This window comes from Enterobacter cloacae complex sp. SHL021, assembly GCF_049237765.1.
Taxonomy (GTDB): Bacteria; Pseudomonadota; Gammaproteobacteria; order Enterobacterales; family Enterobacteriaceae; genus Enterobacter; species Enterobacter cloacae.
In genome coordinates this window covers 82,199-98,155 of sequence record NZ_JBMKJG010000021.1, presented here as the reverse complement: position 1 = coordinate 98,155, position 15,957 = coordinate 82,199, and the positions used below count along the sequence as shown (strand labels likewise).

Sequence of the window (15,957 nt, the reverse complement as noted above, 5' to 3'; positions counted from 1 at the left end):
GTTAACGAGATGAAAAAGCTGGGAAAAGAGTACAGTAATATGGTCATGGTGGCATGACCATATTACTGGGGATCCCTCAGCCCTGTGGGAGAGGGACGGGGTGAGGGCTCCAGCCCGCACCAGACTTAAGCCAGCTGTTTCCTGCTAATCAACGGCCCGTCAATCTTCTTCATCGAACGGTCCAGCACCTCTTCAATCACCGACGACAGCTCGTTCAACTCAAACTTCGCCACGTAGCCATCGGCCTTCACTTTACGAATATGATCTTCGTTGGCGTTGCCCGAAAGCGAAGAGTGGATCACAACAGGAATATCTTTCAGCAGCGGGTCGGTTTTGATTTTGCGCGTCAGCGTGAAACCGTCCATCTCTGGCATTTCGAGGTCGGTCAGCACCAGGGCAATTTTATCGGTGATCGGCACCCCTTCAGCCTGCGCCTGCGCGGCCAGCACGCCAATTTTCTCCCATGCGTCTTTACCGGTGATATGCAGTTGCGCCGGGATCTCCATAGCCTGTAATCCCTTCTCCAGCATGGAGCGCGCGACTTTGGAATCTTCCGCTACAATCGCCACAGCGCCAGGCTTGATGTGGAACTTAGTGGTCTGCAGATTCGTGGCGTGCAGATCGTGGTTGGCCGGCGTGATGTCATACAGGATCTGCTCAACGTCCAGCACCATCGCCAGCTCGTTGGTATCGGTCTTTTCGTCCAGACAGGCGATACTGGTGATGTAACGTCCGCTGACGGCGGTTTCCGCCGCGTGAACCTGCTTCCAGTCGAGGCGCATGATGTTCTCAACCGATTCCACCGCAAACGCCTGCACGCTGCGGGCATATTCGGTGATCAGCAGGATGTTGAGCCCCGTCGTCGGCTTACAGCCCGCCACGGCGGCCAGGTCGATCACCGGGATCACCTGATCGCGGATATTCACCATCCCCATCAGCGGGGACTTCATCCCTGCGGGTTTGGTGAACTCCGGCATCGGCACAATTTCACGCAGCTTAAAGACGTTAATGCCAAACAGCTCGGATTTATTTTCATTCAGAGACGTGCCCAGACGGAACAGCAACAGCTCAAAACGATTCGACAGGGTGAGATTTGCCCTGTCATCAATATCTTTCTGGAAATTATCCATTCTACCCTCAAGTGAAATGCTGCCCTTTTAATCGTTATCGGCATCCTGAGAGAAAAATGAAGGACTAAACGCTGACCTGAGTGAAATCGTTGGCCAGCTCACATGCCGGGAACACGTCGCGGCACTCTGCCAGCAGTTTTTCACAGCCGTGGGCGTCATAGCGCGAGCTGACATGGGTGACAATCAATCTTCCGACGTTCGCTTCACGGGCAAGCGCCGCCGCCTGACGTGTTGAGCTGTGACCCCGGCTGTTGGCTTTCTCTTCCATCGCCGTTTCAAGCGTGGCTTCGTGCACCATCACATCCACCTCTCGCGCCAGTTGCAGGGCCGCAGGGCAGGGCGCGGTATCGCCAAAAATCGCCAGTTTTTTCCCTGGCTGCGGTGGGGCGAGATAGTCCTGGCCATTAATCGTGCGGCCGTCCTCAAGCGTGACGGTTTCGCCCTGTTTCAGGCGCTGAAAAAGCGGTCCGGGCTTCACACCATCGGCAATCAGCGCAGCGGCGTCGAGCGCGCCGGGCTTATCATGCGCTTCGATGCGGTAGCCATAGCACTCAACCGGATGGTTGAGCGGCCGGGCGGTGACGGTATAGTCCCCGTCATCCAAAACCAGCCCCTCGGTTATCTCAATCACCTCCAGCGGATAATCTGTCCACGACCCGCTCAGGCGCAGCGTGGTTTCAACAAACTCACCAGTACCCGCCGGTCCGTAAATCGTCAGCGGGTTGGCATTACCCGCCATCGAACGGCTGCACAGCAGGCCCGGCAGGCCAAACAGGTGATCGCCATGCAGATGCGTGATAAAGATCTTATCCAGCTTACCGGGATGATAAGCGGTGTGTAACAGCTGATGCTGCGTTCCTTCGCCACAGTCAAACAGCCACAGTCCGCCACGGGTTGGGTGCTGCAGATCCAGCAGGATCGCGGTCACGTTTCGTGTGCGTGTTGGCACGCCAGCGGACGTACCCAGAAAAATCAGTTCCATAACGCAATCAGCCCTTTGCCGAATGGGGGAGGGTTTAGTATAACGTGATGAACCCAGGAAGGAGACCGACATGATCCAGTGGCAAGATTTACACCATAGTGAACTCACCGTTCAGACACTGTACGCCCTGCTCAAACTGCGCTGCGAAGTGTTTGTTGTGGAACAAACCTGCCCGTATCAGGACATCGATGGTGATGATCTGGTGGGCGAGAACCGTCATATTCTCGGCTGGAGGGATAACGAGCTGGTGGCGTATGCGAGGATTCTGAAAAGCGAGGACGATTTTGAGCCTGTCGTTATTGGTCGCGTCATTATTAGCGGCAAGGCGCGCGGTGAAAAACTGGGCTATCAGCTGATGGAAAAAACGCTGGAGGCATGCCAAAAACAGTGGCCAGACAAGGCGTTATACCTTGGCGCACAGGCGCACCTTCAGTCTTTCTACGGCCACTTTGGCTTTATGCCGGTCACGGACGTGTACGACGAAGACGGCATTCCTCATATCGGTATGGCGCGGGAAGTGAAACAGGCGTAATGGCAGGTCGTTGGCTATAGTTAGCGGACTGGTGTACTAACATGGAGAAAAATATGTCATTTCAATCCTGGGATACCCGTGTCGATGACGACCTGACGTTACTGAGCGAAACGCTGGAAGAGGTGTTACGTTCGTCCGGCGACCCTGCCGATCAGAAATATATCGAACTCAAGGCACGTGCCGAACAGGCGCTACATGACGTCAAAACCCGCGTCAGCCATGCGTCCGACAATTACTACTACCGCGCAAAAAAAGCGGTGTATCGCGCCGATGATTACGTCCATGAAAAACCGTGGCAAGGCATTGGTGTCGGAGCGGCGGTGGGGCTGGTGCTGGGGCTGCTTCTGGCCCGTCGTTAACCCCTGAATCGGACGCTTAACCCCTCCCTATACGTGGGTACTGATATTTCTGATGGTACCCCGTATACTAAGCGTTTTTACAGGGAGAGGTTCGCGTGCATTCGATTTCCAACGCGCTGGAACGTCTGCGTACTCAGCTTGCGCAAGCGTTACCCGCTACACCCGGCTTACGTCACGTTGACGTCTCTTTCCCGTTAAACGACGCTTTCGACCCTCTCGCCTGGCTTGGTGCTCAGTGCCTCTTTCCCCAGTTTTACTGGCAGCAGCGTAACGGTGATGAAGAGCTGGCTGCGCTGGGCGCCGTCATCCATTTTTCCTCCCTGGCTCAGGCTTCGCAGTTTTTACAGCAACAGCCTGTAGCGAACGACATGCGGATCTGCGGCCTGAATGCCTTCACCCCGGAGCAGGGCAGTCTCTTTTTACCCCGCCTGCTGTGGCGACGTTCTGCCGGGACCGCCACGTTGCGTCTGCAGCTGTGGAGTGACCGTTCCCTTCAGGAAGATGCCGATGCGGCGCTGGCGTTCTTACAGCAGCTTCGCGATGCCCGACCAATCCGCCCGCTCTCAGCCCAGGTAGTGCAGGAGACCCATCAGCCGCAAAAACCGGAATGGCTACGCCTTATCCGCCAGGCGACAGAGACCATCGCGCGCGGCGAGGTCGAAAAGGTGGTGCTCGCCCGGGCAACCGATCTGCAGTTCAGTCAGCCGGTGAATGCCGTGGCGCTGATGGCGGCCAGCCGTGCCCTGAATCTCAACTGCTATCATTTCTGCATGGTTTTCGATGCCAGCAACGCGTTTCTTGGCTCCACACCTGAACGGCTGTGGCGGCGGCGCGGCAACCTGCTGCGTACCGAAGCGCTGGCCGGTACCGTCGCCAGCCATCCCGATGACAAGCAGGCCCGCCTTCTGGGCGACTGGCTGATGAACGATGATAAAAACCAGCGTGAAAACATGCTGGTGGTAGAGGATATCTGCCAGCGGCTGCAGCACCATACCCGGACGCTGGAAGTCCTGCCAGCGCAGGTTATGGTGCTGCGCAAAGTGCAGCATCTTCGCCGCTGCATCTGGACCGAGCTCAAGCATGCGGATGATGAGCAATGTCTGCATGTGCTGCAGCCGACGGCTGCGGTTGCCGGGTTACCGCGCCAGCCAGCACGCGAATTCATACACCGCGTTGAACCTTTCGACCGGGAGTGGTATGCCGGATCCGCCGGATATCTGTCGCCAGAACAAAGCGAGTTCTGCGTGGCCCTGCGCTCGGCGCGCGTCCATGACGCCACCGTCCGTCTTTACGCCGGGGCGGGGATCGTCAGCGGTTCCGATCCGGAACAGGAGTGGCAGGAGATCGAAAATAAAGCCGCAGGCTTGCGCTCTCTGCTCCTGAAGGATTAGTACTGATTCGCGCAATCCCGATTCATATCAAAATTCTATTTTTTTCTATTATTTATACTGTGTCGCATTCTTGATACCGGACAATCTCATGTCAGTAAGTTCTTTTAACCGACGCTGGGCGACGGTGATCCTTGAAGCCCTGACTCGCCATGGCGTCAGGCATGTGTGTATTGCGCCGGGCTCACGCTCCACACCGCTGACGCTGGCGGCAGCAGAGAACCGGGCATTTATTCACCACACCCATTTTGACGAGCGCGGCCTGGGCCACCTGGCTCTGGGGCTGGCAAAGGTCAGCAAGGAACCGGTGGCGGTGATCGTCACCTCCGGTACTGCCGTGGCAAACCTCTATCCGGCCCTTATCGAAGCCGGGCTGACCGGTGAGAAACTGGTTCTGCTGACGGCCGATCGCCCGCCCGAGCTTATTGACTGCGGAGCGAACCAGGCTATTCGTCAGCCGGGCCTCTTTGCCTCGCATCCTTCGCAGACGGTTTCGTTACCCCGACCCACGCAGGACATTCCCGCAAGCTGGCTGGTCTCGACCGTCGATCATGCCATGGAGACGTTGCGCAGCGGGGCGTTACATATTAACTGTCCGTTTGCCGAGCCGTTGTACGGCGAAATGGACGACACCGGTCTTGCCTGGCAGCAGCAGCTTGGGGACTGGTGGGAGAGCGAAAAGCCGTGGCTGCGCGAGCAGACACACCTTGAGAGCGCAAAGCAACGTGACTGGTTTTTCTGGCGACAAAAACGCGGCGTGGTTATTGCCGGGCGCATGAGCGCCGCCGAAGGCAGGCAGGTGGCCGAATGGGCACACACCCTTGGCTGGCCGCTGATTGGCGACGTGCTGTCCCAGACCGGACAGCCGCTGCCGTGTGCCGATCTCTGGCTCGGGAATGCGAAAGCGGTGACTGAACTGGCGCAGGCGCAGATTGTGGTTCAGCTGGGCGCAAGCCTGACCGGCAAACGGTTACTGCAGTGGCAGGCAACCTGTAGCCCGGAAGAGTACTGGCTGGTGGATCCGCTGGAAGGGCGGCTCGATCCGGCGCACCATCGCGGTCGTCGTCTGGTGAGCGACATTGACACCTGGCTGGCGCTCCACCCGGCGGAAAAGCGCGCCCCGTGGGCCGTTGAGATCCCGGCGCTGTCGCGTCAGGCGTGGGAGTTGACCGAAGCACAATGCGAAGAATTTGGTGAAGCGGAGCTGGCGCACCGTATTTACCGGTATCTGCCGGAGCAGGGGCAACTGTTTGTCGGCAACAGCCTGGTGGTGCGTCTGATTGATGCGTTCTCAAAACTGCCTGCGGGCTATCCGGTCTACAGTAACCGGGGAGCCAGCGGCATTGACGGGCTGATCTCCACGGCGGCGGGTGTGCAGCGAGCCAGCGCGAAATCCACGCTGGCGATCGTGGGCGATCTTTCAGCGCTGTACGATCTCAATGCGCTGGCGCTGCTGCGGCAGGTGTCGGCGCCGTTTGTGCTGATTGTGGTCAACAATAACGGCGGGCAGATCTTCTCCTTGCTGCCGACACCGCAGAGCGAACGCGAGCGCTTCTACCTTATGCCGCAGAACGTGCAGTTTGAACATGCCGCAGCGATGTTTAACCTGAAATACCACCGCCCGGAAAACTGGGAAGCGCTGGATGCAGCCCTGAGCAGCGCCTGGCGACAGCCCGGTGCAACGCTGATTGAACTGGTCGTCAACGAGGCTGACGGTGCGCAGAAGCTGCAAAGTCTGCTGGCGCAGGTGAGCCACCTGTGATCCTCACAGGCGCGCAACAGGCCGGTAAGCCAGGTTACCCCTGGCTGGTCTTTTTGCATGGATTTTCTGGCGATTGCCGCGAGTGGCAGACGGTCGGCGAGGCGCTCAGCGATTATCCCCGGCTTTATCTCGACCTGCCGGGGCATGGCCGGTCCGCCAGTATTGCCGTCACGGGGTTCGACGAGATGAGTGACGTGCTTAATCGAACCCTTGTTAGTTACAACATACTTAACTACTGGCTGGTGGGGTACTCCCTTGGCGGCCGCATTGCGATGTTTCATGCCTGCCAGGATCCTGCGGGGCTTTGCGGCATCATCGTGGAAGGCGGACATCCGGGCCTGAAGGGGGTCGCAGCACGAGAGGCACGAGCAGCATCCGACCATCTGTGGGCGCAGCGTTTTCGCACGCAGCCCCTCTCAAACGTCTTTGCCGACTGGTATCAACAGCCTGTCTTTGCCTCCCTGACGGACAGCCAGCGCAGGGCGCTCATCGCCCTGCGCTGTCGCAACGCGGGCACAAACCTGGCGATGATGCTTGAGGCAACCTCGCTCGCCGTGCAACCAGACCTGCGTGCCGCACTCAGCGAGCGAAATTTCCCTTTTAATTATCTCTATGGCGAACGTGACGAGAAGTTCGCGGCCCTGGCCGCTGAACTGAACGCTGTTCGCCATGTCATTCCAAACGCCGGACACAACGCCCACCGGGAAAATCCCGGGGCGGTTAGCGCGAGTCTGGCTCAGATACTGCGTCGTCGAATAAAGGACACTCTATGATCTATCCTGATGAAAACATGCTCTATGCACCGGTTGAATGGCAAGACTGCTCCGAAGGTTACACCGACATTCGTTACCACAAATCGGCTGACGGTATCGCCAAAATCACCATTAATCGTCCGCAGGTGCGTAACGCCTTCCGTCCCCTGACCGTAAAAGAGATGATTCAGGCCCTGGCGGATGCGCGCTATGACGACAACATCGGCGTTATCGTCCTGACCGGGGAAGGCGAAAAAGCGTTCTGCTCCGGTGGCGATCAGAAAGTACGCGGTGACTACGGCGGATACCAGGACGATGCGGGTACCCATCACCTGAACGTGCTTGATTTCCAGCGTCAAATCCGTACCTGCCCAAAACCCGTGGTGGCCATGGTGGCAGGCTACTCCATCGGCGGCGGCCACGTGCTGCACATGATGTGCGATCTGACCATTGCCGCAGAGAACGCCATCTTCGGTCAGACGGGCCCGAAAGTCGGCTCTTTTGACGGCGGCTGGGGGGCTTCTTACATGGCGCGCATTGTCGGTCAGAAAAAAGCCCGCGAAATCTGGTTCCTGTGCCGTCAGTATAACGCCCAGGAAGCGCTGGATATGGGCCTGGTTAACACCGTGGTGCCGATTGCCGATCTCGAAAAAGAGACCGTTCGCTGGTGTCGCGAAATGCTGCAGAACAGCCCAATGGCGCTGCGCTGCCTGAAAGCGGCCCTGAACGCTGACTGTGACGGTCAGGCGGGTCTGCAGGAGCTGGCGGGTAACGCCACCATGCTGTTCTACATGACCGAAGAGGGTCAGGAAGGGCGCAACGCGTTTAACGAAAAACGCCAGCCAGACTTCAGTAAATACAAACGGAACCCGTAATGCGTCGCGCGCAGGTATACCGCTGGCAGATACCGATGGACGCGGGCGTGGTGCTGCGTGAACGGCGGTTAAAAACCCGTGATGGCTTCTTCGTGCAACTGCAGCAGGGCGAAGGGCAGGGCTGGGGCGAGATTTCGCCTCTGCCGGGCTTTAGCCTGGAGTCGCTGGAGGAGGCGCAGGCTGCGCTGATGGTATGGGTAGATGAATGGCGTACAGGCCTGAATCCGCCGCTGCCCGATCTCCCTTCCGCCGCGTTTGGCATCAGCTGCGCGCTCGCGGAGCTCGACGGCAGCCTCCCTGATGAGGCCGATTACCGTGCCGCGCCGCTCTGCACGGGCGATCCGGACGAGCTGTTTGCCTTGCTCAGCGCAATGCCCGGCGAGAAAGTGGCGAAAATCAAAGTCGGTCTTTACGAAGCGGTACGCGACGGCATGGTCGCTAACCTCTTGCTGGAGGCGATCCCCGATCTCCGCCTGCGTCTGGATGCCAACCGCGCCTGGACGCCGCTTAAGGCGCAGCAGTTCGCGAAGTACGTCAACCCGGCGTACCGCAGCCGCATCGCTTTTCTGGAAGAGCCGTGCAAAACCCGTGAGGATTCACGCGCTTTTGCCCGAGAAACCGGCATTGCCATCGCCTGGGATGAAAGCCTGCGCGAGGCGGACTTTGCCTTTAGCGCCGAGCCTGGCGTCAGCGCCGTGGTCATAAAACCGACGCTAACGGGCAGTCTGGCGAAGGTGCGCGAACAGGTGGCGGCAGCGCATGAGGCAGGGCTGACGGCGGTGATCAGCTCCTCCATCGAATCCAGCCTTGGGCTGACGCAGCTGGCGCGCATTGCCGCCTGGTTAACGCCCGACACCATCCCGGGGCTGGATACGTTAAACCTGATGCAAACCCAGCTCATTCGCCCGTGGCCGGGGAGCGCGCTGCCGTGCGCGGGCGTTGAGGCGCTGGAGCCGTTGCAATGAGTTTTAGCGACTGGCCGTGGCGGCACTGGCGCGAGCAGCGTGCTGATACACCGGCTCTGCGTCTCAACGACGAGGTGCTGAGCTGGCAACAGCTCTGCACCCGCATCGACAATCTGGCTGCAGGGTTTCATCAGCAGGGTGTGGAGGCGGGTGACGGCGTGCTGCTGCTCGCCCATAATCACCCGCAGACCCTGCTGGCATGGCTGGCGCTGCTCCAGTGCGGCGCGCGAATTCTTCCGGTTAATCCCCAGCTCCCGCATCCCCTGCTGGAGGTATTACTTCCGCAGATGACGCTGCGTTTTGCGCTGGTGCTGGACGGTCACTATGACGGGCTCGCCGCGCTTAGCATGCATGCTCCGTCCGGCGAATACCGCGTGGCATGGCAGCCTGAGCGGCTGGCCTCGATGACGCTCACCTCCGGCTCCACCGGGCTGCCGAAAGCGGCCGTTCATACCTGCGGGGCGCATCTTGCCAGCGCTGAGGGCGTCCTCGCGCTGATGCCCTACGGCGAGGATGACGACTGGCTGCTTTCGCTGCCGCTGTTTCATGTCTCCGGGCAGGGGATCTTATGGCGCTGGCTGCAGGCTGGCGCGCGCTTAACCGTACGCGAGAAGCAGCCGCTGGAGCAGGCCTTGCAGGGGTGTACGCATGCCTCGCTGGTGCCAACCCAGCTCTGGCGTCTGCTCAATACCCACCAGCGGATCGCGCTGAAAGCGGTACTGCTGGGCGGGGCCGCCATCCCCGTTGAGTTGACGCAACAGGCGCGCGCGCAGGGTATTTCTACGTTTTGTGGCTATGGCCTGACGGAGTTTGCCTCTACCGTCTGCGCGAAAGAGGCTGACGGTGAGCCGGACGTGGGCAGCGCATTGCCGGGCAGGGAGGTGCAGGTCGTTAACGGTGAAGTGTGGATCAAGGCGCAAAGCATGGCCTCAGGCTACTGGCGCGACGGCGCGTTGCTGCCGCTCACGAATTCAGAGGGCTGGTTTGCCACCCGCGATCGCGGCGAACTGCATGACGGTCGCCTGACGATCCTCGGTCGGATGGATAACCTCTTTTTCAGCGGAGGCGAGGGCATTCAGCCGGAGAGTCTTGAGCGGATTATCGCGACCCATCCGCACATCAGCCAGGTCTTCATTGTTCCGCTGAATGATGCCGAATTTGGTCAGCGTCCGGTAGCGGTGGTGGAGTGTGAACCGGGAACGGATATTACCCGCTTGCCGGAATGGGTACAGGGCAAACTGGCGCGATTTGAGCAGCCCGTGCACTGGCTGGTACTGCCTGCGGAGTTAAAAAATGGCGGGATTAAGATCTCCCGCCAGGCGTTAAAACAGTGGGTGAATGCCCAGCTGTCAGGTTAATTAGCCGACATCGGGCTGCGGCTTACGCTGACGACGCAGCAGGCGCAGCACCGGCGGCACGACCACCACCACAATAGCCAGCACCAGCAGGATCTTCGCCACATTGCTGTCCCACAGAATGGCGACATCGCCATTGCTGATGGACAGGGCGCGGCGCAGGTTCTGCTCCAGCATCTCACCCAGCACAAAGCCCAGAATCAACGGCGACATCGGGAAGTGCATTTTACGCAAGATGTAGCCGAACACCCCCAGCACCACCATCAGAATCAGGTCGAAGGTGGTGCTGTGTACCGCATACACCCCCACCGCCGAGACGGCCGCGATTGCGGGTACCAGGAACCACAGCGGAATGGTCAGCATACGGGTGAACAGGCCAATCAGCGGGATGTTCATGACCAGCAACATTACGTTGGCAATCAGCAGTGCCGCAATCAGCCCCCAGACGATATCCGGCTGTTCGGTGAACATCGCCGGTCCTGGCGTGATGTTATAGAGCGTCAGCGCCCCCATCATCACCGCCGTGGTACCGGAGCCGGGCACGCCGAGCGTCAGCATGGGAATAAACGAGCCACAGGCCGAGGCATTGTTGGCCGCCTCGGGTGCGGCGACGCCGCGAATATCGCCTTTACCAAAGCTGTCGCTGTTGCCGCTGAGTTTTTTCTCCGTCATGTAGGTGATGGCGCTGGCGATGGTCGCCCCGGCGCCCGGCAGAATGCCGACAAAGAAGCCAATGACCGCTGAACGCAGCGTGGTACCGATACACTGCACCCCCTCTTTGGCGTTAAAGAGCATCCGGCCAGTTTTACGCACCAGCGTCTGCCCGCTGCTGGTATGTTCCAGCATCAGTAAGATCTCAGAGACAGAGAACAGACCAATCACGACCACGATAAACTGCACGCCGTCGGACAGGTGAACGCTGTCGAAGGTAAAGCGATAGACCCCGGTGTTGGCATCCACGCCGACGGTGGCTAACCCTAAGCCAATCAGCGCAGACAAAAACGATTTCAGTGGGTTTTGTGCCATCATGCTGCCGAGACAGGCAATGGCGAAGACCATCAGGGCAAAATATTCTGCTGGGCCAAACGCCAGCGACCATTGGGCCAGCGCAGGCGCAAACAGAATGATGCCGCCAATGGCAATCAGCGAGCCAAAGAACGAACTGACGGCGGAAATAGACAGCGCCACGCCGCCGCGCCCCTGCCGCGCCATCGGGTAACCATCCAGCGCGGTCATAATGGCCGCCGCATCCCCGGGCACGTTGAGCAGTATTGACGAGATTCGGCCGCCATATTCACAGCCGATGTAGACCGTCGCCAGCAGGATCAGCGCTGATTCCGCAGGCAGATGCAGGGCAAACGCCAGCGGGAGCAAAATAGCGACCCCGTTGATGGGCCCAAGCCCAGGCAACAGACCGACGATCGTCCCGACGAAGCAGCCGATCAGGGCGATCACCAGGTTTTCCGGGGTCATCGCCACAGCGAACCCCTGTGAGAGGTAAATCCAGGTATCCATAGCGTGCTCCGTTAATTAAGCCAGGCGCCAAGCGGCAACGTCACATCCAGCAGGCGGTCAAAGGCGTACCACAGGAAAATGCCCATCACCACGCCCGAGATCCCCGCCGCAGGCAGGCTGGCGTTAAACAGCGTGCCGATGACCATCGTCAGGATGGCTGTCGCCACCGGGAAGCCGAGCCATTCAAAGCCCCAGGCATACATCAGCAGCACAATGACCATCACCAGCAGCCGCTGCAAAATGCGCTTAGGCGGCCACTCTACGGTATCCGGGTGGCGTAACAGCATGGCCACCGAGCAAAGCAGCATCAGGCCGACAATGCCCATTGGAAAGGGGCGGGGCCCCACGGGTTCATAGCTGTATTCGCTGTGGATCTGCCAGGCGACGAACATCCCGCCAATGCAGAGCAACAACCAGATCCCGGCAAAAATGCGATCGCTCATAGCGCCTCCGGTTATTTGGCCAGGCCAAACGCTTTTGCTTTCTCGCGGTAGTCATTCACCTGTTTTTTGACATACTCGTCCAGCTGCTTGCCGTTCAGGTTGAACTCAAACAGTCCGCGCAGATCGCGCTGCTTTTTAAATTCGTCTGTCTGCTGCAATTTGTTAAAGGTGTCGACCCACCACTGGTATTCGGCATCGGTCACTTTTGGCCCGACAAAGAAGCCGCGGATAATCGGCCAGACGAGGTCATAACCCTGTTCTTTTGCAGTCGGCACGTTTGCCAGCTGTCCCGGCAGACGGTTTTCGGAGAAGACCGCCAGCACGCGGATTTTATCGCCGTTCAGGTAGGGCACCATTTCACTAAGGTCACCGGAAACTGCCTGCACGTGGTTGCCCATCAGCGCCGTCACCGGTTCACCGCCGCCCTCAAACGCCACGTAACGCATTTTGTGCGGATCCACTTTCGCCTGCTGCGCCAGCAGGGCGGCTTTCATCCAGTCCTGGCTGCCGATGGAGGCGCCTGCACCAATCACCACGCTGTTGGGGTCTTTTTCCATGGCGGTGAGCAAATCTTTAAGGGATTTCCACGGGGAATCTGCACGCACGGCAATCATGCCGTAGTCGGTACCGACGGTGGCCAGCCAGCGCACGTCATCCACGCCGTAGCGGCCAAACTTACCCTGGGAGAGGTTAAGCAGCGAGCCGCCGGAGAAGGCCACCACCGTGCCGGCTTCCGCCGGACGTTGCGCGACAATTGCGTTATAGGCCACCGCGCCCACGCCTCCTGGCATGTAGGTCACGCGCATCGGTTTTTCAATGGCCTTCGTCTCCAGCAGGCTGACCTGAATCAGCTTGCAGGTGAGATCGAAACCGCCGCCCGGTTTGGCCGGAGCGATACATTCGGTGCGGGACGGGGCGTCCTGCGCCTGGACAACAGAGGCACTTAACATTAATACGCTTGCAGCAATCGTTGAAAGTAATTGTTTTTTCATCGTTTATCCTCACGCCGGCGATCCGGGGGTACGGGTACGGGTTTTTTTCTGATTATGTGAACCACCTTGTAGCGGTTCCGTTGCGTGATTGTTAAAACAATAACCTTTCATTTCCCTTTCAACGCGACACCAACTTTACAGGATGTGATATGCGTCTCTTACTGGCGGAAGATAATCGTGAGCTGGCTCACTGGCTGGAGAAAGCGCTGGTGCAGGAAGGCTTTGCCGTAGACTGCGTTTCTGACGGGCGCGCGGCCGATCATCTGCTGCAGGGGGAAAATTACGCGGTGGCGATACTGGACATCGGTATGCCCGGTTTTGACGGCCTGGAGGTGGTGCACCGTTTACGTAAACGCGGCCAGACCTTGCCGGTGCTGTTTCTCACCGCACGCAGCAACGTGGCGGATCGGGTGAAAGGCCTGAACGCCGGGGCGGATGATTATCTGCCAAAACCGTTTGAGCTGGAGGAGCTGGACGCCAGGCTTCGCGCCCTGCTGCGCAGAAGCGAGGGGAGAACCCAGGAACGCCAGCGCCTTGGGGAGCTGGAGTATGACGACGACGGTTTTTTCCTGCTGCGCGACGAGCCGCTCTCGCTCACCCCGCGCGAACTGTCGCTGCTGAAGGTGCTGATGCATCGTCGCACCCGCCCCGTTTCCCGGCAGCAGTTGTTCGATCAGGTGTTTAGCCTGAACGACGACGTCAGCCCGGAGAGTCTCGATCTTTACATTCATCGCCTGCGCAAAAAGCTGAGCGGCAGCGGCGTGCGGATCACCACCCTGCGCGGACTGGGCTATGTGCTGGAGTGCGGCGATGAAGTGGGTTAAGCCTCAGTCGCTTTATCTGCAACTGCTGCTTTTTCTCGGCCTGCCGCTGCTGTTGCTGTGGGGATTATCGGCTTTTAACAGTTACGTCAGCGCCCTGCAGGCGGCGACCCAGGCGTACGACCGCACGCTGTTATCTTCGGCGCGTACCGTCTCTGAGCGGCTGGAGGTGCACAACGGCAAGCTGCTGGTTGATGTTCCCTGGGTGGTGCTCGACAGCTTTGAGCTGAACATGAACGATCGTCTCTATTACAAGGTGGTTGACCCGGAGGGGCGGGTGATCTCCGGCTATGACGATCTGCCGAACATGCCCCCCTCCACGTCGCGCACCACGCACTATCCCGCGCTGGCCTGGTTTTATCATACCGAGTATCGCGGCCAGGCGATCCGCGTGGCGAAGCTGCTCCAGCCAATTAACGAAGACAATGTTTCCGGTATGGCGGAGATCTACGTCGCCGAAACCTTGCAGTCGCGGCGCTATCTCGCCACTCAGCTTCTGTTTTCATCGCTCGTTTCGCAGGGATTGCTGGTGCTGCTGACGCTGGTCTTAACCGCCTGGCTGCTGCGCCGCGTGCTGCGCCCGATGCGTCAGCTCTCTTCGCTGATGGTGCGCCGTGAGCCTGGGCTGCTGGCCCCGCTGCCGGAGCTGCTGCCCTGGTCGGAAACGCGGCTGCTGATCGTGGCTTTTAACCGTTATATCGACAGATTACGCGGCGTGCTTTCCCGCCAGGAGCGCTTCAACGCCGATGCGTCTCATCAGCTCAAAACGCCGCTGGCGGTGCTCAAAACCCAGGTTTCCGTTGCCCTGACGCGAAACGATCCGGCCCTGTGGCAGGAGAGTTTACGCGCCATGAACGTGACGCTGGATAACACCATCGTCCTCACCGAACGGCTGCTGCAACTCTCCACGGTGAGGCGCAAAGAGCAGGGGGATCGCCAGTTTGCGCCGGTGGACCTGGTTCAGGTGGTGCAGAACTGCTGTTTCTCCAGACTGACGCAGGCGCGCAGCAAGGCGATCGATTTGGGTTATGACGGCATTCAGCAACCCGTCATCATAGACGGTGATGAGGTGCTGCTGGGGGAGCTGTGCGCCAACCTGCTTGAGAACGCGATCAAGTACACCCCGGCAGGAGGCATTGTTACCGTGTTCCTGCACACCGACGCGGGCGGCGTTGAGCTCAGCGTGGAGGATAGCGGGCCCGGCATCGAAGACAGCCAAATTCATCAGGCAATACTGCCTTTCCATCGGCTCGACAACGTCGGGGACGCCAGCGGATCGGGTATCGGGCTGGCGCTGACGAGCGATATCGCCCGGCTTCACCGAAGCCACCTGCAGCTTTCCCGCAGTGAGGCTCTGGGAGGGCTGAGCGTAAAAATGCGCTTTCTGTTGCTGACGTAAAAAAACCGCGCGTTTCAAATCGTTACAATCTACTTGCCCGCCGCACGCAGAGTGCTTGATCGCCAGGCGTCTCAGGTTAAAATCTCGCGGTTTTTTTGGGACTTTTCTATAAATTGCGCGGGAACATGATAATGAAAAAAGTGGCATTGATGGGCTTAGGCCTGATATTCGTTTCGGCGGCGGCTAACGCCATCAGCTTTAACGGCTCAGCGGGTCAGGATTACACTCATCTGGGCTTTGGCCTGGGTACCGAGACCGCCGGTCTGGCGATGACCGGCGGCTGGACGCATAACGACGACGATGGCGATGCGGCAAGCCTCGGCCTGGGTCTGAATATTCCTCTTGGCCCGTTCCTGGCCACCGTCGGCGGTAAAGGCATCTACACTAACCCGAACGACGGCGACGAAGGGTACGCGGCAGCGGTGGGCGGCGGTCTGCAGTGGAAAATTGGCGACAGCTTCGGCCTGTTTGGTGAGTACTACTACTCTCCGGACTCCCTCTCCAGCGGTATCGACAGCTATGAAGAAGCCAACGCGGGTGCGCGCTGGACCATCATGCGCCCAATTACCATTGAAGCGGGTTATCGTTATCTGAACCTGGCGGGCAAAGACGGCAACCGCGACAACGCGCTGGCTGACGGCCCGTACGTGGGCGTCAGCGCAGGCTTCTAACCCCTCCGGCGCGGCG

The 15,957-nt window shown here is 59.2% G+C and carries 16 protein-coding genes; 11 read left to right on the top strand and 5 right to left on the bottom strand.

Annotation, left to right across the window (positions count from 1 at the left end):
• Window positions 1-125: 125 nt before the first annotated feature.
• Both ACOTZF_RS19610 and rbn read right to left on the bottom strand, forming a co-directional pair.
• Window positions 126-1,130, bottom strand: a complete 1,005-nt coding sequence (locus ACOTZF_RS19610; RefSeq protein WP_013098100.1) for a chemotaxis protein — start codon at window positions 1,128-1,130, stop codon at window positions 126-128.
• Window positions 1,131-1,194: 64 nt separating this feature from the next.
• A complete protein-coding gene (gene rbn, locus ACOTZF_RS19605) occupies window positions 1,195-2,112 on the bottom strand; it encodes a ribonuclease BN (RefSeq protein WP_100168257.1) in 918 nt (305 codons plus the stop codon).
• Window positions 2,113-2,182: 70 nt separating this feature from the next.
• Between rbn and ACOTZF_RS19600 the strand changes: the two genes are divergently transcribed.
• The 8 genes from ACOTZF_RS19600 to menE all read left to right on the top strand — a co-directional run bounded on the left by ACOTZF_RS19600 (window position 2,183) and on the right by menE (window position 10,103).
• On the top strand, window positions 2,183-2,644 hold the full coding sequence (locus tag ACOTZF_RS19600) for a GNAT family N-acetyltransferase (RefSeq protein ID WP_038983959.1): 462 nt from the start codon (window positions 2,183-2,185) through the stop codon (window positions 2,642-2,644).
• A gap of 53 nt (window positions 2,645-2,697) precedes the next feature.
• Window positions 2,698-3,003, top strand: coding sequence for a stress response protein ElaB (gene elaB / locus ACOTZF_RS19595; RefSeq protein WP_028028061.1), 306 nt, complete (start codon window positions 2,698-2,700; stop codon window positions 3,001-3,003).
• Window positions 3,004-3,098: 95 nt separating this feature from the next.
• Entirely contained in the window at window positions 3,099-4,394 is a 1,296-nt protein-coding gene (gene menF / locus ACOTZF_RS19590; RefSeq protein WP_129252143.1) for an isochorismate synthase MenF, read from the top strand.
• An 88-nt stretch (window positions 4,395-4,482) separates the two neighbouring features.
• The gene (gene menD / locus ACOTZF_RS19585) at window positions 4,483-6,153 is read left to right on the top strand and encodes a 2-succinyl-5-enolpyruvyl-6-hydroxy-3-cyclohexene-1-carboxylic-acid synthase (RefSeq protein WP_129252145.1); all 1,671 of its coding nucleotides are present in this window, start codon (window positions 4,483-4,485) and stop codon (window positions 6,151-6,153) included.
• Entirely contained in the window at window positions 6,150-6,926 is a 777-nt protein-coding gene (gene menH / locus ACOTZF_RS19580) for a 2-succinyl-6-hydroxy-2,4-cyclohexadiene-1-carboxylate synthase (protein ID WP_129252147.1), read from the top strand. Before menD ends, menH begins: the two co-directional genes overlap by 4 nt.
• On the top strand, window positions 6,923-7,780 hold the full coding sequence (gene menB / locus ACOTZF_RS19575; RefSeq protein ID WP_013098093.1) for a 1,4-dihydroxy-2-naphthoyl-CoA synthase: 858 nt from the start codon (window positions 6,923-6,925) through the stop codon (window positions 7,778-7,780). The genes menH and menB overlap by 4 nt, the downstream gene beginning before the upstream one ends.
• A complete protein-coding gene (menC, locus tag ACOTZF_RS19570; protein WP_129252149.1) occupies window positions 7,780-8,745 on the top strand; it encodes an o-succinylbenzoate synthase in 966 nt (321 codons plus the stop codon). The genes menB and menC overlap by 1 nt, the downstream gene beginning before the upstream one ends.
• Window positions 8,742-10,103: an o-succinylbenzoate--CoA ligase gene (menE, locus tag ACOTZF_RS19565; RefSeq protein WP_058651757.1), complete on the top strand. Its 1,362-nt coding sequence runs from the start codon at window positions 8,742-8,744 to the stop codon at window positions 10,101-10,103. The genes menC and menE overlap by 4 nt, the downstream gene beginning before the upstream one ends.
• Here the strand turns inward: menE and ACOTZF_RS19560 are convergent, their stop codons facing one another.
• The 3 genes from ACOTZF_RS19560 to ACOTZF_RS19550 are packed head-to-tail and all read right to left on the bottom strand — an operon-like array spanning window position 10,104 to window position 13,050.
• Complete coding sequence (locus tag ACOTZF_RS19560; protein ID WP_013098090.1) at window positions 10,104-11,615, bottom strand: tripartite tricarboxylate transporter permease; 1,512 nt, start codon at window positions 11,613-11,615, stop codon at window positions 10,104-10,106. It abuts the gene before it with no gap.
• Between the two features lie 11 nt (window positions 11,616-11,626).
• Window positions 11,627-12,058 (bottom strand): tripartite tricarboxylate transporter TctB family protein, encoded by a 432-nt coding sequence (locus ACOTZF_RS19555; protein ID WP_013098089.1) that lies wholly within the window; start codon window positions 12,056-12,058, stop codon window positions 11,627-11,629.
• A gap of 11 nt (window positions 12,059-12,069) precedes the next feature.
• A complete protein-coding gene (locus tag ACOTZF_RS19550; RefSeq protein WP_029881726.1) occupies window positions 12,070-13,050 on the bottom strand; it encodes a Bug family tripartite tricarboxylate transporter substrate binding protein in 981 nt (326 codons plus the stop codon).
• A gap of 149 nt (window positions 13,051-13,199) precedes the next feature.
• On the opposite strand from ACOTZF_RS19550, the gene tctD reads away from it, so the two are divergent.
• The 3 genes from tctD (at window position 13,200) to ACOTZF_RS19535 (ending at window position 15,941) form a co-directional block, all read left to right on the top strand.
• Window positions 13,200-13,874, top strand: a complete 675-nt coding sequence (gene tctD / locus ACOTZF_RS19545; RefSeq protein WP_013098025.1) for a transcriptional regulator TctD — start codon at window positions 13,200-13,202, stop codon at window positions 13,872-13,874.
• The gene (locus ACOTZF_RS19540) at window positions 13,861-15,270 is read left to right on the top strand and encodes a sensor histidine kinase (protein ID WP_129317576.1); all 1,410 of its coding nucleotides are present in this window, start codon (window positions 13,861-13,863) and stop codon (window positions 15,268-15,270) included. The genes tctD and ACOTZF_RS19540 overlap by 14 nt, the downstream gene beginning before the upstream one ends.
• 131 nt (window positions 15,271-15,401) lie before the next feature.
• Window positions 15,402-15,941 (top strand): YfaZ family outer membrane protein, encoded by a 540-nt coding sequence (locus tag ACOTZF_RS19535; RefSeq protein ID WP_013098023.1) that lies wholly within the window; start codon window positions 15,402-15,404, stop codon window positions 15,939-15,941.
• The last annotated feature ends 16 nt before the right edge of the window (window positions 15,942-15,957 follow it).